Origin of the sequence: Sinomonas cyclohexanicum (genome assembly GCF_020886775.1) — a bacterium.
GTDB lineage: Bacteria > Actinomycetota > Actinomycetes > Actinomycetales > Micrococcaceae > Sinomonas > Sinomonas cyclohexanicum.
This window is the reverse complement of the sequence record NZ_AP024525.1, coordinates 3,015,429-3,037,784: the sequence shown is the minus strand read 5'-3', so window position 1 is coordinate 3,037,784 and position 22,356 is coordinate 3,015,429. Positions and strand designations below refer to the sequence as shown.

Annotated in this window: 20 protein-coding genes; 18 read left to right on the top strand and 2 right to left on the bottom strand. The window is 68.8% G+C overall.

Features of this window, described 5'->3' with window-relative positions; all coding sequences use genetic code 11:
* Positions 1 to 184 precede the first annotated feature (184 nt).
* From SCMU_RS20895 to SCMU_RS14340, 15 genes are all read left to right on the top strand, one after another.
* Complete coding sequence (locus tag SCMU_RS20895) at positions 185 to 853, top strand: glycosyltransferase family 4 protein (protein ID WP_338027563.1); 669 nt, start codon at positions 185 to 187, stop codon at positions 851 to 853.
* Positions 846 to 1,754, top strand: a complete 909-nt coding sequence (locus SCMU_RS14405) for a glycosyltransferase family 2 protein (RefSeq protein WP_229229813.1) — start codon at positions 846 to 848, stop codon at positions 1,752 to 1,754. Before SCMU_RS20895 ends, SCMU_RS14405 begins: the two co-directional genes overlap by 8 nt.
* Positions 1,751 to 2,653, top strand: a complete 903-nt coding sequence (locus SCMU_RS14400) for a glycosyltransferase family 2 protein (RefSeq protein ID WP_229229812.1) — start codon at positions 1,751 to 1,753, stop codon at positions 2,651 to 2,653. Before SCMU_RS14405 ends, SCMU_RS14400 begins: the two co-directional genes overlap by 4 nt.
* Positions 2,650 to 3,654, top strand: coding sequence for a CgeB family protein (locus SCMU_RS14395; RefSeq protein WP_229229811.1), 1,005 nt, complete (start codon positions 2,650 to 2,652; stop codon positions 3,652 to 3,654). Before SCMU_RS14400 ends, SCMU_RS14395 begins: the two co-directional genes overlap by 4 nt.
* On the top strand, positions 3,654 to 4,724 hold the full coding sequence (locus tag SCMU_RS14390; RefSeq protein WP_443020330.1) for an RNA-binding protein: 1,071 nt from the start codon (positions 3,654 to 3,656) through the stop codon (positions 4,722 to 4,724). The genes SCMU_RS14395 and SCMU_RS14390 overlap by 1 nt, the downstream gene beginning before the upstream one ends.
* A complete protein-coding gene (locus tag SCMU_RS14385; protein ID WP_229229809.1) occupies positions 4,721 to 5,443 on the top strand; it encodes an acylneuraminate cytidylyltransferase family protein in 723 nt (240 codons plus the stop codon). The genes SCMU_RS14390 and SCMU_RS14385 overlap by 4 nt, the downstream gene beginning before the upstream one ends.
* A complete protein-coding gene (locus SCMU_RS14380) occupies positions 5,440 to 7,683 on the top strand; it encodes an N-acetylneuraminate synthase family protein (RefSeq protein ID WP_229229808.1) in 2,244 nt (747 codons plus the stop codon). Before SCMU_RS14385 ends, SCMU_RS14380 begins: the two co-directional genes overlap by 4 nt.
* 185 nt (positions 7,684 to 7,868) lie before the next feature.
* Positions 7,869 to 8,927, top strand: a complete 1,059-nt coding sequence (locus SCMU_RS14375) for a glycosyltransferase family 4 protein (RefSeq protein ID WP_229229807.1) — start codon at positions 7,869 to 7,871, stop codon at positions 8,925 to 8,927.
* Positions 8,924 to 10,075 (top strand): O-antigen ligase family protein, encoded by a 1,152-nt coding sequence (locus SCMU_RS14370; RefSeq protein ID WP_229229806.1) that lies wholly within the window; start codon positions 8,924 to 8,926, stop codon positions 10,073 to 10,075. The genes SCMU_RS14375 and SCMU_RS14370 overlap by 4 nt, the downstream gene beginning before the upstream one ends.
* Positions 10,072 to 11,124 (top strand): glycosyltransferase, encoded by a 1,053-nt coding sequence (locus tag SCMU_RS14365; RefSeq protein ID WP_229229805.1) that lies wholly within the window; start codon positions 10,072 to 10,074, stop codon positions 11,122 to 11,124. The genes SCMU_RS14370 and SCMU_RS14365 overlap by 4 nt, the downstream gene beginning before the upstream one ends.
* Positions 11,121 to 12,059 (top strand): glycosyltransferase family 2 protein, encoded by a 939-nt coding sequence (locus SCMU_RS14360; RefSeq protein WP_229229804.1) that lies wholly within the window; start codon positions 11,121 to 11,123, stop codon positions 12,057 to 12,059. Before SCMU_RS14365 ends, SCMU_RS14360 begins: the two co-directional genes overlap by 4 nt.
* Complete coding sequence (locus SCMU_RS14355; protein WP_229229803.1) at positions 12,059 to 13,177, top strand: glycosyltransferase; 1,119 nt, start codon at positions 12,059 to 12,061, stop codon at positions 13,175 to 13,177. Before SCMU_RS14360 ends, SCMU_RS14355 begins: the two co-directional genes overlap by 1 nt.
* Entirely contained in the window at positions 13,174 to 14,301 is a 1,128-nt protein-coding gene (locus tag SCMU_RS14350) for an acyltransferase family protein (RefSeq protein WP_229229802.1), read from the top strand. The genes SCMU_RS14355 and SCMU_RS14350 overlap by 4 nt, the downstream gene beginning before the upstream one ends.
* The gene (locus SCMU_RS14345) at positions 14,298 to 15,512 is read left to right on the top strand and encodes a hypothetical protein (RefSeq protein WP_229229801.1); all 1,215 of its coding nucleotides are present in this window, start codon (positions 14,298 to 14,300) and stop codon (positions 15,510 to 15,512) included. The genes SCMU_RS14350 and SCMU_RS14345 overlap by 4 nt, the downstream gene beginning before the upstream one ends.
* Positions 15,509 to 16,417 (top strand): nucleotidyltransferase family protein, encoded by a 909-nt coding sequence (locus SCMU_RS14340; protein ID WP_229229800.1) that lies wholly within the window; start codon positions 15,509 to 15,511, stop codon positions 16,415 to 16,417. The genes SCMU_RS14345 and SCMU_RS14340 overlap by 4 nt, the downstream gene beginning before the upstream one ends.
* 21 nt (positions 16,418 to 16,438) lie before the next feature.
* Here SCMU_RS14340 and SCMU_RS14335 read toward each other — a convergent pair whose 3' ends face one another.
* Positions 16,439 to 18,052, bottom strand: coding sequence for a choice-of-anchor G family protein (locus SCMU_RS14335; protein WP_229229799.1), 1,614 nt, complete (start codon positions 18,050 to 18,052; stop codon positions 16,439 to 16,441).
* A gap of 306 nt (positions 18,053 to 18,358) precedes the next feature.
* Here SCMU_RS14335 and SCMU_RS14330 point away from each other — a divergent pair, with 306 nt between their 5' ends.
* Positions 18,359 to 19,921, top strand: a complete 1,563-nt coding sequence (locus SCMU_RS14330; RefSeq protein WP_229229798.1) for a tyrosine-protein kinase domain-containing protein — start codon at positions 18,359 to 18,361, stop codon at positions 19,919 to 19,921.
* Positions 19,922 to 19,924: 3 nt separating this feature from the next.
* A complete protein-coding gene (locus SCMU_RS14325) occupies positions 19,925 to 20,452 on the top strand; it encodes an arsenate reductase/protein-tyrosine-phosphatase family protein (RefSeq protein ID WP_229229797.1) in 528 nt (175 codons plus the stop codon).
* Between the two features lie 45 nt (positions 20,453 to 20,497).
* Here the strand turns inward: SCMU_RS14325 and SCMU_RS14320 are convergent, their stop codons facing one another.
* The gene (locus tag SCMU_RS14320; RefSeq protein WP_229229796.1) at positions 20,498 to 21,409 is read right to left on the bottom strand and encodes a nucleotidyltransferase family protein; all 912 of its coding nucleotides are present in this window, start codon (positions 21,407 to 21,409) and stop codon (positions 20,498 to 20,500) included.
* Between the two features lie 127 nt (positions 21,410 to 21,536).
* Between SCMU_RS14320 and SCMU_RS14315 the strand changes: the two genes are divergently transcribed.
* Positions 21,537 to 22,355: a class E sortase gene (locus SCMU_RS14315; protein WP_443020329.1), complete on the top strand. Its 819-nt coding sequence runs from the start codon at positions 21,537 to 21,539 to the stop codon at positions 22,353 to 22,355.
* Position 22,356: the final 1 nt, after the last annotated feature.

Sequence of the window (22,356 nt, the reverse complement as noted above, 5' to 3'; positions counted from 1 at the left end):
CGACGTCGTGGACCTGCAGTGGGCGGAACAAGCGCAGCTTGCAGCCGCAATTAGGCGCCTCAACCCGCGGGCCCGTATTGTCTGCACCGTCCATGACGTGCTCTCCCAGCGTTTCGATCGGATGCATGACGCGGCGCCGGGGCCAGCGCGGAGGCTCCGGTGGAAGCACGCGAGGCGCACTGCTGTGGCAAGCGAACGCGCTCTCGTCAACGCAGTCGATGTGGTGACAGTCCTCAGTAACAAGGACGCGGCGCTCCTTCCGGTGGGCCGGGCACGGATCGCCGTCGTGACTCCTCCCCTCGCAGGGGATATGGCCCACCGGATGGAGCGCGCGCGGGGTCCGGAATTGCTCCTCGTGAGCATGCTGGCGCGCTGGGAGAACGAGGAGGGCCTTTTCTGGTTCCTCAAAGAGGTGTTCCCGCTCATCCGCGCCGAGGTTCCGGGTGTTCGCTTCCGCGTGGCGGGGCTCGGCATCCGTCCACACGTCGCCGAGGCAGCCGCGAAGGCCGGGATCGAGCTGCTCGGGTTCGTCGATGATCTCGAGCCTCTCTACGATGAGGCCGCGGCCGTCGTCGTGCCCCTACGTCTCGGCGCCGGGGTGAAGTTCAAGGTCGTGGACGCTCTCGTGCGGGGGGTACCGGTCGTCACGACTCCGGTGGGTGCCGAGGGTATAGGTACCGAAGCGTGGTTCGCAGGGGTACACAGCGACGCCACTGAGTTCGCAGCAGCCGTCGTCGAGGTCCTCACCAACCCTGACCCCGCGGAGCTCCGGGCCGCCGCAGCACGCGCGGAGGCGGTCGGGCGCTTCGGCCAGGAGCAGTTCGAGCAGAGCATGAGGGAGATCTATGGCTGAGCCCGCCTATGAGCTGACCGTCGTCATCCCTGTCCGCAACGGAGCCGAGACGCTGGGGGAGCAGCTGCGCTGCCTCGCTGCACAGGAGGACGCCCCCAAGTTCGAGGTAGTAGTCGCGGACAATGGCTCGACCGACTCGACCGCGGCGCTCGCTGAGGCTTGGGCAAACGAGCATATGCCCGTCCGTGTAGTCGACGCCGGCGCGCGCCCGGGCGTGGCGTTCGCTCGGAACGCGGGCGTTATCGCGGCGCAGGCGTCGGCGGTGGCGTTCTGCGATGCCGACGACCACGTGGGCCCCCGTTGGGTGTGCGCCATGGCGGAGGGACTCGCCGAGTTCGACGCCGTCGGGGGACCCGTGCGCTTGGACCGCATCAACGCACCCGAGACCATCACGGGTATGGAGGCACTCTCTCACGGGCTGCGTTCCGTCTTCGCCTACCTCCCGTACGCGGTGGGGGCGTCATTCGGCGCGCGTCGTACGGCCTACCTCGCGGTGGGAGGCACCGATGAGTCCTTCCCGCACGGTCACGAAGAGGTCGACTTCGCGTGGCGGCTCCAGCATGCGGGCTACACCCTCGGCTGGGCGCCGGATGCCGTCGTCGACTACCGCCAGCGCGCCGACACCCGCGGCGTCCTTCGGCAGTCGTTCAACTACGGCGAGTCCTCGCTCCAGCTGTGGGTCCGCCACGCGTCGACCGATAGCCTCGCCCCCGTGTCCTTCAAGGGGAGCATTCGCAACGCAGTCGCGCAGACGCTGCGCGCCCATCGACTTCTGGACCCGAAAGCGCGCCTAGGCCAGGCGCGCGCCCTCGGATGGACCGTCGGCGTCCTCGTAGGCCACCTCCGCTACCGAAAGCTGGGCAATCCGCCGCGCCCGCGGCTGATGGAGGCGACCGCATGAGCTCGGTGACGGCAGTCATCCCGCACTACGGCGACCCAGCCCCGACACTCGCGCTCGTGGAGAGCCTCCGGAGGCAGACCGGATCGAGCCTCGCGGGCATCATGGTGTCCGACGACGCCTCACCGCAGCCGTTCCCCGAAGCCGACGGTGTCACCGTCGTGCGCCGCGAGCGCAACGGCGGGTTCGGATCCGCGGTCAACTCGGGCCTCGCGCGGGTCCAGACCGACTATGCGCTTGTGCTCAACAGCGACCTCGAGATCGGCCCCAGATTCATTGAGGATCTCCTCACAGCGGCCGAGCCGTGGATGCCCGCGGTCGTGAGCCCGCAGGTGCTCGGCCACGACGGCCAGCCCCAATGGGTCGGCAGGCACTTCCCTACAGCTGGCCACCAGGCCACTGAGTGGCTCAGCCCGCTCGCCCGCTTCCGACATCTCCGGCCACTCCACGAAGCGGTCGGCCATGACACCCGCTGCGTCGACGGCGCCACCGTCCCAGTCGACTGGGTCATGGGCGCTGCCATGCTCCTGCCGGTGGAACAGGTCCGTGCCGTCGGCGGGTTCGACGAAGGCTTCTTCATGAATGCCGAGGAAGTCGATCTCCAGCGCCGGCTCCGAGAGATCGGTGTGCCCAGCGTCTTTGCTGGGACGATCACGGCGGTCCACGAGGGCGGGGGGTCCTCGGACCCGGAGCGCCGCCGCCACTGGCTTGTGGAGTCGAGACTCAAGTACGCCGCCAAGTGGGGCGGCGAACGAGGCCTCAAGGCAGCCCTCGCAACAGCCTCCGCGGCCAACTTCGGTGTCAACGCCATCCGTCAGGCGGCCGGCAGGGACATCGACGCGGCTGAGACCCTCCGCCGCGAGCTCGGCTACCTTAGGCCGCGCGCGGAGCGCGGCCAGTGACCCGGCTGCTCCTGATCACCCCGTCGTTCCACGGCTACCACCGGGGGATCGCCCGCGCGCTCGAGGGCCGTGGATACGAGGTCGTCACACACTGCTACGACGCCTTCACGACCATCCCGGAGAAGATCCGCAACAAGGCGGTCTTCGAATTGCCTGGGCGGCTCGGCATCGACAGCCGCCGAGCGGCCGAGAAATGGGCCACCGAGCGCACGCTTGCAGCCGTGCGCGAGGCCGTGCCGGACCGCATCGTCGTGATCAAGGGGGACACTCTCGGTCAGGACTTCTGGGACGAGGTCGAGCGCCGTGAGCTTCCGCGCATCCTGTGGCTCTACGACGACCTGCACCGCCACCGCTACACCCATGAATTTCTCCGTGAGGTCGGCCCCGTGGTCAGCTACGCACGCAGCGAGACCGAGACCCTCGTGGATCAGGGCGTCAACGCGTGCTGGGTCCCCAACGGCTTCGACCCTGACCTTGCGAGCCCGCCGTCATCGCGCAGCGGCGAGGTCGTCTTCGTCGGCTCCCGCTACCCCAACCGCGTGGCGCTCCTCGAGGAGCTGCGCGACGCAGGCCTGCCCGTGCGTGCCTACGGCCGCCAATGGTCTCGGCACCCCTTCGACCTGCTCCGCACGTGGGAGCTGGACCGGCCCGACCTGCCGTCCGAGCGGGATATCCCACTCGAGCGCGCCTACACGGTCCAGGCCGAGGCTGCTGCGGCGATCAACGTCCACGGCCTTCAAGCCGGCCTCGCGATGCGCACGTTCGAGGTGCCCGGCATGGGTGGCCTCCAGCTCATCGACCGGCCAGACGTCGAGGACTTCTACGACCCCGGCACCGAGGCCCTCGTCTTCGGCTCCTCCGAGGAGCTCGTGGACCTGTCCCGGCGAGCCCTGCGCGACCGGGCGTGGAGCGAGCGGATCCGCGAAGCCGGACGGCGCCGCACCCTTGCCGAGCACACCTTCGCCCACAGGATCGAGCGGCTGGACACGCTGTGGGACTGATGTTTCCGGCGGACCTCTCAGCGTGGCGGTCATGGCAGCGGCGCCAGAACCCACTCCGGCTGGTCCGCAGCGCTCTGCGGCCAGCCGCACAGGCTCGTCCATGGCTCGCCGTCCGGGGCACGTCGCCGCGGCTTCTCGTCGCGCTCGACGCCACGACGCCCACCCAGATCGCCTCGCTGATCCGCCCGCTCGAGCTGCTCGGCCCGGACGTCGACGCGGCCGTCCTCGCACCGCGGCGGCTCGACGGCGTCCTGCCGGGGGAGTGGGCCTGGACGGAGCTCGGTGCGGAAGCGCACGACGGCGGGACGGTCCCCGACGTACTCGAGGGCACCGCCGCAGTGCTCGCCGTGGGGCACTACCTTCCAGTCGGATCGCTCGCGGAGGCCTGGGCTCGCAAGCTCGACGCTGAGTTCTTCGTGGTCCAGCACGGCCTCCTGACCCCGCACGCTCCGCCGCTCCCGCGGGACGCGCACGTGTTCTCGTTCAGCGATGCGGACGCCGGGTTCGCGGCATCGGGCCGCATGGACGTCACGCACACGACCGTCGGCTCGCAGCTGCTGTGGGCGGCGGGTTTCGACTCCGCTCAACTATCGGGTTTCGACTCCGCTCAACCACCGGGTTTCGACTCCGCTCAACCACCGGTGTACCTCGGCCAGCTGCACGGCGCCGAGCTGCCCCGCGCCGGCAAGGCCCGCGCCGCGGGCGGCTTCTGCCGCGCCACCGGGTCCGAGTACCGGGCGCACCCGGCCGAGACCGATATCCTCTCGAGGCTGCAGCACAAACGCTGGGAGCGCCAGGGCATCGCGTTCGACCGCTCCGGCCTCCCACTCGCCGACCTCGGTCGACCGGTCGTCTCGGCATTCTCCACCGGCGTGCTCGAGGCCGCGGCGCGCGGCCTTCCGGCCTGGGTCCACTACCCGCGCCCGCCCGCATGGCTCTCCGAGTTCTGGGAGCGGTACGGGATGCGTCCCTGGGGAGGCGACCCCACGCCGTCGCCCGCCAGGCCCGTCACCGAGCCCGCCGCCGCCATCGCCTCCCACCTCCTGACAACCCTAGGAGCCCGCCCGTGAACACCCTCTGCGTCATCCCCGTCCGCGGCGGATCGAAGGGCATCCCGCGGAAGAACATCCGCCGGGTGGCCGGCAAGCCGCTCGTCGTGTGGACGATCGAGCAGGCCCTCGCCGCGAAGGCCGGCCTCGACGTGCTCGTCTCCACCGACGACTCCGAGATCGCGGACGTGGCCCGCGCGGCCGGCGCCGACGTGCCGTTCCTGCGCCCCGCCGAGCTCGCCCAGGACACCACCGCGACCGAGCCCGTGGTCCGCCACGCCATCGACTTCCGCACCTCCCAGGGACGCCGACCCGACGCCGTCATGCTCCTCCAGGCCACCTCGCCGCTGCGCTTCCCCGGCACGCTGGACCGCGCCGTGGAGCAGTTCGAGGCGACTGGCGTCGACTCCCTCGTGGGTGTGGTCCCGCAGACCCCGTTCCTGTGGACCATGCCACTCGAGACGGGGGGCCAGCCGGCCGCCCAGTACACTGTGGGGAGCAGGCCGCGCCGTCAGGAGCTCGCCGAGCGGGACTTCCGGTACCGCGAGACCGGGTCCCTCTACGTGACGCGGACCGGCATCTACGAGCAGCTCGACAACCGCCTCGGCGGCCGCATCGGCCTGTTCGTCATGGACGAGAGGGAAGGCGTCGACGTCGACACCGAGCTGGACCTCGCCGTCGCCGAACAGCAGCTAGGCCGGTTCCGCGAGGAACTGGAGGGGGAGACACGCGCCGAATGATCATCGAGCGGAACATTACGCCGTACGTCGTCTTCTCCGAGGACCCCATCCTCACGGCGCTGCAGAAGATCACCGCGAACCAGGAGCGGATCGTCTTCTGCGTCGACGAGCACGGCATCCTCCAGGGCTCCCTCTCCGACGGCGACTTCCGCCGCTGGATCGTCAGCAATCCCACCGCGGACCTCACCGTGTCTGCGATCGCGGTCGCCAACCGTTCGGTCCGCACCGCCCCGCATACGACGCCGCCCGCCGAGCTCGGCGGCCACCTCACCCGCGGCGTCACGCACGTTCCGCTCGTGGACGCGCGCGGGCACCTCATGGCGATCGCGGTGGACCGTGCCGACGTGCTGCGCATCGGGCGGCACGAGATCGGCCCGGGCAGCCCGGCGTTCGTCATCGCCGAGATCGGCAACAACCACAACGGGTCAGTGGACCTCGCCAAGCGGCTCGTGGACCTCGCGGCGGACGCCGGCGCGGACGCCGTGAAGTTCCAGCTGCGGGACATGGACGCCCTCTACCGCCAGTCCGGCGGCTCGAGCGCGGGGGAGGACCTCGGCGCCCAGTACACCCTCGACCTGCTCTCGCGGTTCTCCCTGCCGGCCGAGAAGCTCTTCACCGTCTTCGACCACGCGAGGGACCGCGGCGTTGACGTCATGTGCACCCCGTGGGACACGCCAAGCGTCGCGGCACTCGCGGACTACGGCATCCCCGCGCTGAAGATCGCCTCCGCGGATCTGACCAACCACGGCCTCCTGCGCGACGCCGGAGCCCGCGGGCTCCCGCTCATCCTCTCCACCGGGATGTCCCGCGAGGATGAGATCCGCGAGACGGCGGCCCTCATGCGCTCCCTCGGCGCGAGCTTCGCGATGCTGCACTGCCAGTCCACGTACCCGGCCCCGTTCAAGGACGTGAACCTCGCGTACATGGACCGGCTCGCCGAGATCGGCGGGTGCATCGTGGGCTACTCGGGCCACGAGCGCGGCTACCACGTGCCCGTCGCGGCGGTGGCGCGCGGGGCGAAGATCATCGAGAAGCACTTCACCGTGGACACCGCGATGGAGGGCAACGACCACAAGGTCTCGCTCCTGCCCGAGGAGTTCGCGGCGATGGTGGCCCGCATCCGCGAGGTCGAGGAGTCCATCGGCGAGGCCGCTCCGCGCCAGGTCTCCACCGGCGAGATGATGAACCGCGTCAACCTCGCCAAGTCCCTCGTCGCCGCGCGGCCCGTCCCCGCCGGCACCCTCATCACCGAGGCGGACGTTGACGTCAAGAGCCCCGGCCGCGGCCTGCAGCCCAATGCGCTGCCGCGCCTGCTCGGCCGGACCCTGCGCCGCACCCTCGCCGAGGGCGACTTCTTCTTCGAAGGCGACCTCGCCGACGTGGTGCCCACCGGCCGCGACTTCGCGTTCCGCCGCCCGTGGGGCCTCCCGGTGCGCTACCACGACCATGCCGCCCTCATCGCGGACTGCACGCCGGACTTCCTCGAGTTCCACTTCTCCTACAAGGACCTCGAGATCGACCCGGACACTGTGTTCACTGAGCCGCTCGACATGGGCTTCACGACCCACCTGCCGGACCTGTTCGCCGGCGACTTCCTCGTGGACCTCGCCTCGCCCGATCCGGAGGTGTGGGAGCGCTCGATCGCCGAGGTGCAGCGCACCATCGACATCACCCGCTCGCTGACGAAGTGGTTCAAGCGCGAGGACGAGCCCGTCATGGTGGTGACCATGGGCGGCTTCACGAAGGACCGCCACGTTGCGCCGAGCGAGCGTGAGCCCATGTACGCGCGCATCGCGGACGCGCTCGAGCGCCTCGACACCTCCGGCGTGCGGATCGCCGCCCAGACCCTGCCGCCGTACCCGTGGCTCATGGGCGGGCAGCAGTTCCACAACCTGTTCCTGGACCCGAAGGACACGGCCGAGTTCGCCGCCGCGACCGGGACGAGGCTGTGTCTGGACGTCTCGCACAGCAAGCTCGCCGCGAACCACCTCGGAATGCCGTTCTCCGAGGCCGTGGAGCTCCTCGCCCCGTACACGATCCACCTGCACCTCGTCGACGCCACGGGCGTGGACGGCGAGGGCGTCCAGGTGGGGGAGGGCGAGGTCGACTGGGCCGCGCTCGTCGACCAGCTGGACCGGCTGGCCCCCGGCGTGAGCTTCATCCCGGAGATCTGGCAGGGCCACGTCAACTCGGGCGAGGGCTTCTGGACCGCGCTGGACCGGCTCGAGGCGTGGTTCTGATGGCTAGGACGCCGGTTGAGCGGAGCGAAGCGGAGTCGACGGTGGTTGAGCGGAGCGCAGCGGAGTCGACGGTGGTTGAGCGGAGCGCAGCGGAGTCGACGGTGGTTGAGCGGAGCGCAGCGGGGCCGACGGTGGTTGAGCGGAGCGCAGCGGAGTCGAAACCCATAGCCCTCTGGGTGGTCCCGGTGCCCGAACTCGGCGGGGTCGCCAGGCATGTCCTCGACGTCGCTGCCGTGGGCCTTCCCGGGTGGCGTCTCGTGGTGCTGTGCCCCGACGGCGCTCTGGCGGTGAAGCTGAGGGAGGCGGGCGCCGCCGTCGTGACCGGGCCGTTCGGCCCCCAGGCCGGGTTCGCCGCCTCGGTCAAGACCCTGCGGAGGAACATCCGGGCCCTGCGTCCGGCCGTGGTGCACGCGCACCTCGCGTACGCAGACGTGGTGGCTGCCGTCGCGACGATCGGCACCGGCGCGCGCTACGTGACCACCGAGCACGGGATCGCCGGGGACGACGCCGTGTACCACGGCTCGGCGTGGAAGTCCCGCCTCATGGCCAAGGTCCACGAGGTGCGGCTGCGCCGCGCGTCCGCGATTATCGCGGTGTCCCAGGCGACCAAATGGGCCATGGTGCACAAGTGGAAGCCCCGCCAAGCGGTCATCGTGATCCCCAACGGCGTGGACGTCGAGGAGGTCCGTGCGCGGATCCGTGCCGCGGTGCCTGCCGGCGCCGGGCGTGCCGGAAGCGCGCCCGCGAACGGTCCCTACGTCCTCTCGCTCTCGCGCCTCTCGGCGGAGAAGCGCATCCCCGAGCTCCTCGAGGCGTTCGCCGAGCTGCGCCGCACACACCCCGAGGCCACGCTGACCGTCGCGGGAGAGGGGCCCGACCGCGTGGCCCTCGAGGCGCGAGCCCGGGCCCTCGGCCTCGGCGACTCGGTCAGCTTCCCCGGCTTCCTAAACGCTGGCGCCGCGATGGACGAGGCGGACGTCGTCGTCCAGCTGTCCGTGTGGGAAAACTGCTCGTACACGCTGCTCGACGCCGTCGCCGCCGGGCTCGGCGTCGTGGCCACCCCGGTGGGCGGCAACCCTGAGATACTGCCCGAGCGGTGCCTCGTTGAGTCTGAGGATGCGAAGGCCGTCGCCTCTGCCATCGCTGCACAGCTCGCCTCAGACGAGCGTCCCGGATCGCCGTGGACCACGCGGGCCGAGATGGCCCAGCGGACTGCCCTGCTCTATGCAGAGGCGGTGCTGTGAGCGTCGCCGCGCGCCGCAGCGTTCGGGCCCTGACCGTCCCCGGCCTGTTGGTCATCCTGATCGCGGGCGGGTTGATGCTCGATGGCGCAAAGATACCCGGGGTTCCGTTCCCAGCGAACTCCCTGTGCGCCGGTGTGCTCGTGGTCGTGGCGCTTTTCAAGGCGCCACCGGCCCTCGACAAGCCTCGTTGGTTTGCCCCGGCCGTGGTGCTCCTCATCATCTGGCTGGTGATGGCCTCCGTGTTCGATGCAGGCGGTCTCTCGATCGACATCCGCCGCACGTTCAGTGTGTCGCTGTGGGCAGCGTTGGCCATCGCCGTCGGTTCTGGGCGCATCCCGCAGCGGCTCATCGCGTACGGCCTGGCCGTCGGCGTCGTGGTTGGCACCCTCTGGGGGCTCGCGACGATCCGCGGGAGCGGCTATGCCGGACGACTGACCGGCGTCTTCGGCGACCCGAATACCGCGGGCCTGCTCATACTCACCTTCACGTGCCTGGCCCTGCCGTTCATGCATACACGACGAACCCGATGGCTGCTCGCCATCGTGGCGCTCGTGGGCGTCTATTGCACCCTGTCCCGCACCACGTTCCTTGCTGCAGCCTGTGTGATCGCGTGGGTCCTCGTAGGACGCCGCATCAGCCGATGGTTCGGCGGGGCCGCGGTGATTGCGATCGTCTGGTGGGCAACCACCTTCGCCGGGGATGGACTGAGCGCGGACCAGTTCCAGAGTCGCGCGGGAAGCGATGATCTTCGTCAGAAGATCATGGACGCCTCCCAGATCGCAGCCGGCCAGAACCCCTGGCTAGGTCATGGACTGGGCACAGCACACGTGCAGGTCGGCGCCGACACGTTCTTCTTCCACAGCTCCTACCTATCGATGCGTCAAGAGGGCGGGTGGCCGGCAATGATCATCTTCCTGATTGTCCTCATTGGGCTCTTCCTTGCGCTCACCCACCTTCCCCCCCAGCGGCGCAATGTATGGATTGAAGCGTCATTCATCGGAATCGCCATCTGCGCCACAAATCTGGGCGAGGTATTCCTGAGGATTCCCACCGCCGCGGCGCTCGGGTTCGCCGTCTGGCACCTAGGCACACAGCGGCGGGAAATGGCGATTGAGCGAAAAGCGACCACGAGAGTGGGTTCGGCGTGAGCACTTCCTCTCCTGACGTCTATTTGGCGACAAACAACGGAGACATCGGCGGCGGCGAGGTTATGCTGTTCGCCTTGGCGGAGGCACTGCAGTCTTTGGGCCTCGTCGTGTCGGTGGTCGCCCCGACAGCGCCGTCGGGGGTTCTCGAAACCGCCCGCGGGCGGGGACTGGAGGCGGTGGCTTTGCCTGCTGAGAACAGGCTCGCCTACATGCGGGCCCTCAGGGAGTGGCGCCGCAAGAACAAGGACGGGCTGCTGTGGTGCAACGGCCTTGTGCCCGCTTTCGCCACCGCTGGCTCCCGCCACCGCATTGCCCACCTGCACCAACTCCCGACCCCTCTCCAGGTCCCGGCCGTCACCGCGGCGCGCATCGGCGCGCGCGCCACGGTTGTGCCGTCCGAGTTCGTGGCCCGGCGGGTGAGGAAAGCCACCGTGCTGCACAACTGGACCGCGTCCGTTGACCGCATTGCGCCCCGTAGGACCGACGGCAGGGTACGCCTCGGTTTCCTTGGACGCCCTTCCGAGGCGAAGGGCATTCACGTCCTCGCCGACGCGGTGGACCTGCTGCGCAGGGAGGAGCCCGAGAAGTACCGGCTGCGCATCGCCGGCGAACCGCGCTTCGTGGATGCCCGTGAACGGGCCTTCATCGAGTCCCGCATGCGGTCGATGGGCCGCTCGGCAGAGCGACTTGGCTGGATGCCTGCCGACGAGTTCTTCAGTTCAATCGATGTTCTGGTCGTTCCATCGGTGGTTCCCGAGTCCTTTGGTCTCGTCGCTGCCGAGGCCATGTCGGCTCGGGTCCCGGTTGTCGTGAGCGACGCAGGAGCCATGCCTGAGGTGGTTGGACCCGGCCATCCATGGATCGCTCGGGCCGGTGACAGCGCAGATCTCGCGCGCGTCATCCGCGAAGCCAGCGGGGCTCTACCCGCAGGAGACGTAGTAGACCATCGGTACCTGCGTTGGCAGGAACATTTCTCCCCCGAGTCAGGGAAGGCCCGCCTCCGCGGCGTGCTCGAGGACCTGGGGATCCTGCAGGAGGTACGCGGATGAGCAGGCCTACCGCCAGCGTGATCGTGCCTTCGCGTGGGGGCGCACGCAGGCTCCCGGTTCTTTTCGGAGCCCTTGAGGGACAGGACACCGATGACTTCGAGGTGATAGTCGTTGCCGACGGCGATATCGACGGCACCGCAGCTGTCGTGGATGAATGGTCGTCTCGTCTGCCGGTGCGCGTCATCGTATTCCCGGAGAACCGCGGTCGGTCTGTTGCCCTCAATACGGGTGCAGGGGCGGCGTTGGGCGACGTCCTGATCCGTGCGGATGATGACCTTGAACCCTCCGCTGACTATGTCTCTCGCCATCTGGACCAACACCGGCAGGGAGACGTGGGTGCCATCGGCATCTACCTCAATCAGCTTCCTGATACCCCTTACGCGCGTTCGTACGGCCGAGCCGCGGACATACGCTTCCGCTCCGAGGCACTCGCCGCGCCCAGATCCATGCAGTGGCGCTACTGGGCCGGCAACGTCTCCGTGGCGCGGGAGGTCCATGAGCGTATCGGCGGGTACGACGAAAGGTACCGCCGCTACGGCTGGGAAGACGTGGACTACGGGTACCGTCTCCACCGGGGCGGCGTGGACGTCAGGATCGTCCCGGAGCTCAGCACCACCCACCATGTCGCCGCGTCAACTACAACCATCCGCGCACTACGGGCCCTTCACTCCGGCGCCGCCAGAGAGACTTTTGTGGGCATCCACGGTGAGGAAGCGCTGCCCTCAAGCGCCCAGACCCGGGGCGCTTGGAATCGTCTGGTTTGGGCCGGGGCTGCGCTCGCCACTGAACGGAGTCTCCGTGCCTATGGCGGGGCAGTTGACGCCGTAGCGTCCCTGCTGCCCGCACGTGTTGCGGAGAAGCTTGTTGCCCTCGGAGTGGAATCAGCGGGCCTGGCGGGAATCCGCAACCCCGCACGGGCGAGGACGAGCTTCTGATGCAGGCCGCTGAACCAACCATCGCCATCGCGCACGATTACCTCACGCAGCGCGGGGGAGCCGAGCGTGTGGTCCTCGCGATGCACCGGGCTTTTCCCGAGGCGAAGATCTACACCACGCTCTACGACCCGGACAGGACCTACCCGGAGTTCCGCGACGCGGACATCGTCACCTCGCCTCTGAACCGGGTCGCGGCCTTCCGACGGGACCACCGGCTAGCACTGCCGGTCCTCGCGCCGGCCGCACAGCTCATGCGGATTCCGGCGGACATTGTGGTCACGTCTACGAGCGGCTGGGCCCACGGCTTCACCACGGACGGCCTCGTCTACGCCTACTGCCACTCGCCGGCACGGTGGCTGTACCTCACCGAGCAGTACCTCGGCAGTTCATCCCTCCGGTCCCCGAAGGGCCTGGCGCTCGCCGCGCTCCGCCCCTTCCTGAAGCGGTGGGACCAGCGCGCCGCGGCGCGGGCCCATACGTACGTGGCGAACTCCACCGTGGTTCAGGACCGCATCCGCGGCGTGTATGGGCGGGATGCGGCGATCGTCCACCCGCCACACAGCGTCGACACCACCGGCGCCAGAGAACCAGTGCACGGCCTTGAGGACTTCGTCGGCGACGGCGGCCACTTCCTGACCGTCTCGCGCCTGCTCCCATACAAGAACGTGGACCAGACGATCGAGGCATTCCGGGGCCTCGACGCGCGCCTCCTCGTCATCGGCGCGGGCCCACTCGCGGATGCCCTCCGGGCCACGCTTCCCCCGAACGTCCGGCTCGCCTCCCACCTCACCGACGCCCAGATGAGGTGGGCCTACTCGTCCGCGGCTGCACTCATCGCGCCCAGCTACGAGGACTTCGGCCTCACGCCGCTCGAAGGCGCGGCCTGGGGCAAGCCCACCATCGCGCTGCGCGCCGGCGGCTACCTGGACACCATCGTCGAGGGCGTCACCGGCACATTCATCGAGGCGCCCACCGCCGCCGAGATCCGCGCATGCGTCGCCGCCTTCAGTCCAGCGGAATGGGACGAGGACGCGATCCGCGACCACGCGTCGTCGTTCTCGGAAGAGCGTTTCCGGAATGCGATACGCGCGGATGTTCTCAGCATGGTGGACGTGTGAGGGAACGCTACGCCTCGCTCGATGCCCTTCGGGGCCTCGCGGCCATGACGGTCGTCATCTGCCACGCGCTGCTGTGCCTTACATGGTTCACTGGCGGCGCGAACCCCGAGCTCCAGCCACCCCAGGCATGGGTCAGCATCATCGACCGCACGCCGCTCCACGCGGTCTACGCCGGTGGCGAGGCCGTCATCGTGTTCTTCGTGCTCTCGGGATTCGTCCTGACGCTCCCGTTCCTCAGCGGCCCGCCGCGATTCGCAGCATGGCTGGCCTACTACCCCAAGCGAGTCATGAGGCTCTATGCGCCGGTGGCCGCTGCCGTCGCTTTGGCATTGATCCTCGTGCTCCTAGTCCCCCGAGTGACCTCATCGCTGGCGACATGGTGGGTCAACGCCCACGACGTCCCGGTCGGGCTGCGGAACATCCTGCGCGAGGTCACCCTGCTGCAGGGATCAGGCCGCTACAACTCTGTCCTGTGGAGCCTCCAGTGGGAGATGTACTTCTCCCTTGCGCTCCCGTTCTACATCTGGCTGGGGCGACGCTTGCGCAGGCACTGGCTCATGGACGCAGCTGGCTTCCTCGCACTGAGCGTTGCAGGTGGCACTCTGGGCAATGACTATCTGAAATACCTCCCGATCTTCGGGATCGGCGTCATGCTCGCCTTCGGACGCGAGGGCATCGCTGCATGGGCTACCGATGGTAGGGCCCGGTGGACGGCGCTGGCCGCCCTTGGCGCCTTCACCGTCCTGTGGGGCACTCCGCGTGCGGCTGGGATCTCCGAGTGGCCGCTGCTGCTGCTCGCCGCCAGCCTCGCGGTCGTCGCCTTCCTGGTGTGGAGGCCAGCGCTGGAGCTGGCGAACGTCAGATGCGTGCAATGGCTCGGCGCCCGGTCATTCAGTCTGTATCTGGTCCATGAGCCTATGGTCGTCTCTGCGGCAGTGCTCGCCCCGCCAGCATGGCGTGAGGCCGCAGTCGCTGTGGGCATCGTCGTAGCGCTCTGTCTCACCGAAGTCTTCTTCAGGGTCGTCGAGGAGCCGAGCCGCAGGGCCGCTTCACGCCTCGGGCGTTCAGTGCAGGGGTGGGCTTCCCGCCGCCGTCCCGGGCCCGAACCGGTGGTGGTGGAGTGACCGAGCCAGACTTTGCCATCGATGCGGCCGGCTACCGCTGGCGCATCGACCTGAGCGCGGTCGATGCCCCAGCGGGAATGCGCGAGCTGTGGGCGCACGCCCTGGTTCCCAAACGAGGCGACGAACCGGCATTCCGGCCCCTGCCCGCGCAAGCCGACCACGCGGCGTCGTCCGCCACCACGCTGCACGGCGACCTCCCCATCGCCGTGCCCGACGACCCGGCCGGCTTCCCCTACGCGTTGTCCTATACGCTCACGGTGGCGACCATCCAGCGCCGCGCGGGGCAGGCGCTCCTCCTTCACGCGGCGGGTCTGGCGTCCGACGACGGCCGCTGGGCCGTTGCTCTCGTCGCACCCTCCGGCATGGGCAAGACCACCGCCGCGCACGGACTGGGGCGCGCGTTCGGGTACATGAGCGATGAGCTGGTAGCGATCGAGCGGGACCACACCGTGCACGCCTACGCGAAGCCCCTCTCGATCTTGGCTCCGGGAGCCGACCACAAAGCGGACACCTCGCCAGATCAGCTCGGCCTGCGGCGGGTGGTGCGAACGGGCGACGCCGGCCCCCGGCTCGCTGCTCTCGTCCTCCTCAGGCGGCTCCCGAGCGCGGATCGGGCGGAGGACCCAGTCTTGGTCCCGATCGCGCTCTTCGACGCGCTGCCCGATCTCGTGGCCCAGACATCGTCGCTGTGGCTTCAGGATCGCCCTCTCCAGTGGCTTGCCGAGGCCGCGCAGCGGGGAGGTGGACCGTATGAGCTCCGGTACACCGATATCAGCGACTGCGTCAGCCTGATCGGCGGGATCTTCGCCGCGCCGCGCGAGCACGAGGCGGGCGCCGCGGTGGTCCCGCATCCACCGGGAGCAGATGACCGCTGGCGGCAGGGTGCGGCTCCGCACACCGTGCCCTATCTCGTGGGCTCCGTGCAGATCACGGGTGGTTCCACCGTACGGCGACGACCGTGGACCGACGCGCTCGAGGCAGGGGGAGAGGTCCTCCTGCTGATCGGCCCAGAGCTTCTGCGTCTGAGCGGGATCGGCGCGCTCGCGTGGCTCGCCGCAGCTGAGGGCGTTGAGGTCCAGCAGCTCGTCGAGATCGCCCGTGCGGAGTTCGGCGAGCATCCCGACTCAGCTGAGATCGTGGACCGGGCCGTCATCGAGCTCATCCGCACCGGAGTGCTCATCCTCGTCGGTGCGCCCGAGGCCCTTGCGTGACAGGGACAACGGCCCTGACCCGGGCCGAGGCGACGGCCCTCGTGCACGTCCTGGCGGACAGTGTGGCTAAGCGCGCGGGCATCCGGGCGCTGCTGGTCAAGGGGCCCTTCGCGTCCAAGATGGGACTGCGACCCGAGCGGATCTCAAGCGACGCGGACATCCTTGTGGATCCGGGCCGGTTCGACGACTACATCCAGGCCCTCGGCGCACTGGGGTGGACGCCGCGGCCCGAGACTGGGTTTCCGTCTCTGATGGCGCCGCACTCACGCGCGCTGATCCATCCCGAGTGGCCCGTGGACATCGACGCGCACCACACCTGGCCCGGATTCCTCATCGATCCGCAGGTCGCTTTCGAGCACCTCTGGACGAGCCGCGTCGAAGTGACCCTGGCCGGAGTCCCGCTCACCACGACGAACCGGCCCCACACCGCGCTGATCGTGGGCCTGCACTCCCTGCGGGAGCGGGAGGCCCTCCTGGAAGCCGACTACCGCCGCCGCGACGAGAGGGTTCTCGCCGATGCGCTCCGGGCCGATCCGGCGTTGCTGGATGCGGTGCGAGCCGAGGCAGAGGCACTGGGCGCCGTCCAGACGGTGTGGCCGCTGCTCGAGGCCGTCGGTGCTGGCCCGGCGCCGGAAGCGGCTGATTCGGAACCGCTGCGCCGCTGGCGGGCCCGGACTGTGGCACGGCATCCGCTCACGGCATGGCTCTACGAGCTTCGAGATGCTTCCTGGTCTCGCCGCGCGGTGATCGTCTGGCGCGGGCTATTCCCGCGTGCAGAGCAGCTGCGCGCGCTCGATCCCTCGGCCGCGACCAGTGCTGATCTGGCCCGGGTGTGGTGGGCACGCCTGGCGAGGGGTGTTAAGACACTCGGCGAGGCCTACCGCGACCTCGTGAGAGGGCGGTAGGCCTCGCCTGCTGAGAGCGAATCAGGCCACGGACTTGGGTCCGACGGCGCCGGTCGCCAGCTTGATGTCGAGGAGGCCGGCAGGAGCCGCAACGCCGGGGAGCAGGCTGACCTCGAGCGCGGAGACGAAGTACTCCTTGTTGAAGGCCGGCGTGGTCCATGACGGGTAGCCGATGCTCTGGGCGACGTCCGTGGTGGCGTTCGTGGGGACGTCCAGATCCCACTCGCGATCCACAGTGATGAGGAGGACGTCGCGCAGCACCGCGAAGACGTTGATCAGCAGGCTGTCCAGGCCGTTGAACACCGTGGCGAGCGTGCCGTTGCTGGGGCGGAGCGCACCGACGATGGCGTTCTTGAGGACAGTTCCAATGGCCGGGAGGAGGGGTTTAACGGCAGTGGCGATGACCCCGCCCACGTCGGGTGTCACCGTGACACTGGCAGTTCCGTTGGAAACCTCGCCTAGGGTCCCACTGATGGCGATCGTCGCCTTGGTCTGCCCGCCGTTGGTCTGAGCCAGGGTCGTTATCTTGACTTGGATGACCTGATCGAGGACGGCATTGAAGGAGTCGACCCACTGGTTGATGACCTTGACGGGATCCAGTGCGTTGATCTCGCCCGTTGAGTACAGGGGGGTGTTGGGAGAGCGGCCATTCAGCTTGTTCGAGACCCCGCCCTGGTAGGCGCCGCCAAGCAGCGTCGTGAGATCGAGCGTAGCCGTGGCTCCGTTGATGTCGATGCGCAGTGGGGCTGTGACATCTGTGGGGAGGGGAGTGAGCACCGTGGTGTCCAGCGTGAGCGTGACAGTGGTGCTCAGCTTGTTCGCCCCACTGATGACCGCGAGGACCGGGTTGAGGATGTTGTTGATCCCCGTGACCACGGCCGAGGCGGAAGCCGTCGTGTTCAGGACACCCTGAATGCCCGTGGCGAGGTTGCCAATGACTGCAGACTTCACGACGAGGCGCAGGTAGGCGATCAGGTACTCACGCAGGGTCTGGGGTGCGGGGCAGCCGACCCACGAAGCTCGGCCGACGACGGCGCCGATCTGGAGCCCGATGTCCGTCACCTGGGCTACAAGATTCGTCACATTCGAGTTGCCCGTGATCTGCTGCAGGATCGATTTGAGGTGGAGCGTGCCGAACTCAGGCGAGCTGGGGCTCGGGTTCGTGAGGTTGATGCCGCCGCTCGCGTTGCTCACCGCGCCGGAGGCGCCGATGGCCTCGCCGTTCGTGTTGGCCTGGGCGAACTGATTGAGCGTGCCGAGGTTCTGGTTCACCACGAGGGCGAGGACGCTCGAGATCGTGTTTCCGGCGGGGAGGAGCGGGAGCTGAATTCCGAGCGCGTTGACGTTGAGCGTATTGCCGTCGGTCGCAATGTTCGGGCCGGACGCGGCATCGACGCTCGCATGGGCTGGCGTGATCTGCGCGAGGTTGTAGCCGCCGAGCATGCCGGCGAGGAGCTGGCCCATCGCCTGGTTCTTGTACACGTCGCGGCAGCTCGCCGCCGCTGCTGAAGCGCTCTGCGCCAGAAGGATCGTGGGGGCTGCCCACGCGGCACCGCCGAGAACGGTGCGGCGGGCAATCCGCCCTGCAGCCGAGGATCCTGTGGACACGGGTGTGGGGGCGTCGGTGGACGTCACGGACTTCCTTACTCTCTCACTGAAAGGCCCCCCAAGGACGCGCCGAACGGCATGCATTGCTCCCCATTCGTACGCATGCTCCTCTGGGAGAGCAGGTACAAGCGAACACTAAGGCACGGGCGGCACACCACCAAATCGCGTGTGACACCTCTCGGTGGCGGATTGACAGTCCGCGAATGATCTATTGCCTGGGTAGTGCTTTCGGTTCGCTATACTGGCCGTTGGCTTTGCCCCTCGGGGGAGTGCCACCGAATGGGGAAGCTTAGTCCCACAGCTGGGACGCATGGGGGCAAGGAGTCCATCCGAGTGACTGTGCTCGATTTCATCACACTGACGCGTCGGCATTGGCGCATGCTCGTCCTCGGAGTCGTTGTTGGCCTCATCATGGGCGCCGGGTATGCGTTCGTTGTGCCAAAGACGTACGTGGCAAGTTCCACGGGCTTCGTGGCACTGAAGGGCTCGGTCGTGTTCAGCGGTACGGATTCGGCGACGAGCCGTGCGAAGTCCTATCTTCCGCTCCTCTCCAGCCAGGCCGTGCGGGACAAGATCGCCCAGGATGCGAAGATCGACGCGAGGAATCTGGGCGGGACCCTCAGTGCGGACGTGGTCCCCGGGGGACAGATGATCGAGGTCAAGGCGTCCTCGTCCAATCCTTCCTCTGCGCTTGCGCTCGCCAACGGGGCGCTCAAGGCGCTAGCGGGAGTCATCACAGACATTGAGTCCTCGGCGTCCGGCGGAACCAACGGCACGCTCGAGGTCATCCCCCTCCAGAACGCAGAGGCGCCGACCGCGCCGTCGTCCCCCAACGTCAAGCTTGCCCTTGGCATCGGTGCCGGCGGCGGCCTTGCTCTCGCCTACCTGATCCTGCTCTTCCGCCAGCTCGTCGACGTGCGTGTCCGCACCACCAATGAGCTGGCAGAACTCAGCGGAGCCGGAATCCTGGGACGCCTGCCCCGCATCGGCGGCAAGAAGGACAGGGGCAACAGCTACGCCGAGAGCCTCTCCGGCGAAGCCTTCAGGCAGATTCGCACTGCGCTCCGATTCGCGAACGTGGACAAGCCGGTCCGGAGCATCCTGATCACGAGCGCGAATCCCGGCGAGGGCAAGTCCACCATCGCCATGTCCGTGGCCCGCGTGTTCGCCGAATCCGGCCAGCCCACCGTGGTGATCGACGCGGACCTCCGCCGGCCCGTCATCGCCGACCGGTTCGCGCTCGACGGCCATGTGGGGCTCTCCGAGGTGCTCAGCGGACAGGTCCCGCTCGCCGACGTGGTCCGGCAGACCGACGATCCCCACCTGTTCGTCCTGCCGTCCGGGGGCCTGCCGCCGAACCCTTCTGAGATGTTGGGTTCCCAGTCGTTTGCGAGCCTCATCGAGGAGCTGAGCAGCGACTACCTCGTGATCGTCGACTCGGCACCTGTCGTTCCCGTGACCGATTCCCTGCTGATCACGGCCGCGGTCGACGGCGTGGTCTTAGTTGCCAGCGCAGGCAAGACCCGGAAGGCGGACGTCACGGCTGCGCGGGAGCTCCTCGGGCAGGTGAAGGCCCGTGTGCTCGGCGTAGTCCTGAATATGGTTCAGGTGAAGGACCTCGGTGGCGGCTACGGGTACGGGAAGTACCGGCAGTACCGGGCCTATGTGCAGTCGAACCCGTCGGTGCCGGTGCGCCGGCCGGTTGCCCCCGAGGCTCCCGCGGTCGCCTCAACGCAACCCGCGTTCCACGAGGTCCGGCAACAGACCTACGGCCAACTGGAATTCGAGGAGCAGACCTTCGACGAGCACTACGGGGCTCCCGTCTATGGGGACTCCGGGTCCGGCCACGCTGAATCGGCCATCCTGCGCAGGGCACGCCGCACGCTTTCCCGGTAGCTGATGGCACGGCGTCTCCTGTTCGTGTGCCATGCGAACATCGTCCGCTCCGCGGCTGCCGAGCTCCTCAGCCGTGGATGTGCCGACCCGGAGGGCGGCTGGAGGTTCCGCAGCGCAGGAATCGGCGCACTCGTTGGACGCGGCGTCGACGAGCCCATCGGCCGGCTCCTCGAGGGCCGGGGCATCGACACGTCGGGCCATTCAGCAGAGCAGGTCTCTCGCGGCCTGGTACGTGAAGCAGACCTCATCCTGACCTTCGAGGCTGTGCAGCGGGCCTGGGTGCTCAACGAGGAACCCCAGGCCCGCGTCAAGACGCTCACGGTCCGCCGGGCAGCGCGGCTGCTCTCGCGGATCCCGAGGCGGGCCGATCCGCTCGCGTTCCTGGCGGCTGACGACGCGCCGTACGACCACTCGGACGACTTCGACGATCCCTTCGGCGGGGGACTGCCTGCAGCCGCCCGCGCGCTCGTGGACCTCGACGGACTCCTCGCCGTGATCCTTCCCGGCATCGATGCCACCAGCCGGCGGTAGCGCGACGCCACCGGCAGCGGTTCGCGAGCCGGGTGCGGGAGCTGCTCAGCCGCCGTCGTGCGCCGACTGAGCCTCGCCGGCGCGGCGTCCGGTCGCGGCGCGGAGAACGTCCGCCGCTCGCATCTGGACCTCCCTCACGACGTCTGCAAGCCGCGGCTCGCGCTGGAGCCGCATGCGCAGGTGGTCCCTGTTCACGACCACGAGGGACTTCAGCAGCCCGGCGCGCTCGGCCGTGCCCTGCGCCGCCCGCCACCGGGCGCGGAACAGCTCCACGCGGGTGCCGCCGCGGGACATGACCTCCCAGACGTCGTGCTCGGGGTGCGCCGCCCACTCGTCCAGGTGGCCGGTGGCGGCCGCGAAGCTCAGGTGCGCGCCCACGGCCCCGGCGAGGGCCTCGACCCGGTCCCATTCGGCGGGGGAGAGCGCGGAACGGAGGTACGCGACGTCGTCCGCTCCCCGGTGCGGGTCCCGCGCCGCATGCAGCGCGATCATGAGCGCCTGGTGCTCGCGCGTGGGCACCAGGCACGGCCATCCCGCGATGTCCATCGTGGCCCGATGCTCCCACAGGCGTTCGAAGAAATCGTCCGCCGGAATGCCGACGCCGGGGAAGGCGCGGTGGACGTCCACGTAGCCCCACTGGTCATTCCACAGGGTCATGGCGTGGTGGAACACGGAGCCGGTGCGGAACGTGGTGACGGTCCGCCAGCCGCGGGCCCTCAGCGCCTCCACGAGGGCGTCCACATGGGCGGGGCGGACGATCACGTCCACATCAGTGCTCTCGCGGCCCGGTGCGTACAGGCCGGGGAAGGTGGAGTAGCCCTTGATGTGGAGGAGGTCCGCTCCTGCGCCTGTGGCGGCGGACTCGATGAGCGCGTGCGCTAGCCGGACCCGGTCCTCGAGGGGGAGGTCGACGAGGGGCAGGCCGTTGGCCTCGCTCTTCCCCGTCGCTGTGCTCACCCGTCCATCATTCGGGATCGTGGGCGGGTGGGCAAAACGGTCATCCTTGAACGGACGGATGACAGATCCTGTAATGTTGCTCAGGGCTGTCGAAAGATTGGGACTTGCCGGAAGTAGCGGAGGGGCAGTGAGAGACGAGAATCCGGCCCCTGAAGGGGGAAGCTGGAGGGCGCTGGCGGCTTTGGGGGTTCTGGGCGAGCTTCTTGTGACCTTCGCCGTCCTGATCGGAGGTTTCGTCCTCTGGTACGCCTACATCCACCCGTGGACGGTCGGTATCAGCCAGGAACAGGTGGCTGCCGAGCAGAGCCGCGCCTTCATGCAGGAGATGGACCACGCGGCAGAATCTCCGGCGGCTTCCAGCTCGGCCGCTGACGCTTCCGGCGAACCGGGTGGTCCGGCCGCGTCGGCCGCGGCGGCCGGGCCGCTCGCGGTGCCGGTGATGGCCGAGCCCGAGCGGGTCGCCGATGCCATCGGTGTGATCTACGTTCCTCGGTTCGGCGACTCCTGGCGCCGGGTTGTCCGCCAATCCGTTGACACGGAGCGCGTCCTGAACAGCCTCAGCGCCGGCGTAGGCCACTACCCAGGAACGGCGATGCCGGGAGGGCAGGGGAACTTCGCGGTGGCTGCCCATGACATCGGCTACGGCAACAGTTTTCTCAATGTGAGCAAGCTCCGCCTCGGAGACCGCATCTACATCCAGACGCAGCAGGGCTGGTACACGTACGCCTTCCGGAACTTCCAGTTCGTCCAGCCTGAGGCGGTCGATGTCCTGAACGCGGTGCCCACGGTGTCACACACGGTGGGACAGGACCGGTTCATCACGCTGACCACGTGCTACCCGGCAGTCTTCCCGCCCCTCGAGCGTCTCGCGGCCTACGGCACATTCGTGGGGTTCGACGTTGCGCCGCCGAGCGAGCTCGCCCCTCATCTGAAGAAGGATGGCTGAG

What these genes read in the sequence shown, in the direction of transcription:
- SCMU_RS14390 (WP_443020330.1), top strand. Translation starts at nt 3,654, where the DNA reads ATGTTTCCGGCGGACCTCTCAGCGTGGCGGTCATGGCAGCGGCGCCAG.
- SCMU_RS14380 (WP_229229808.1), top strand. Translation starts at nt 5,440, where the DNA reads ATGATCATCGAGCGGAACATTACGCCGTACGTCGTCTTCTCCGAGGAC.
- SCMU_RS14400 (WP_229229812.1), top strand. Translation starts at nt 1,751, where the DNA reads ATGAGCTCGGTGACGGCAGTCATCCCGCACTACGGCGACCCAGCCCCG.
- SCMU_RS14355 (WP_229229803.1), top strand. Translation starts at nt 12,059, where the DNA reads ATGCAGGCCGCTGAACCAACCATCGCCATCGCGCACGATTACCTCACG.
- SCMU_RS14325 (WP_229229797.1), top strand. Translation starts at nt 19,925, where the DNA reads ATGGCACGGCGTCTCCTGTTCGTGTGCCATGCGAACATCGTCCGCTCC.
- SCMU_RS14360 (WP_229229804.1), top strand. Translation starts at nt 11,121, where the DNA reads ATGAGCAGGCCTACCGCCAGCGTGATCGTGCCTTCGCGTGGGGGCGCA.
- SCMU_RS14405 (WP_229229813.1), top strand. Translation starts at nt 846, where the DNA reads ATGGCTGAGCCCGCCTATGAGCTGACCGTCGTCATCCCTGTCCGCAAC.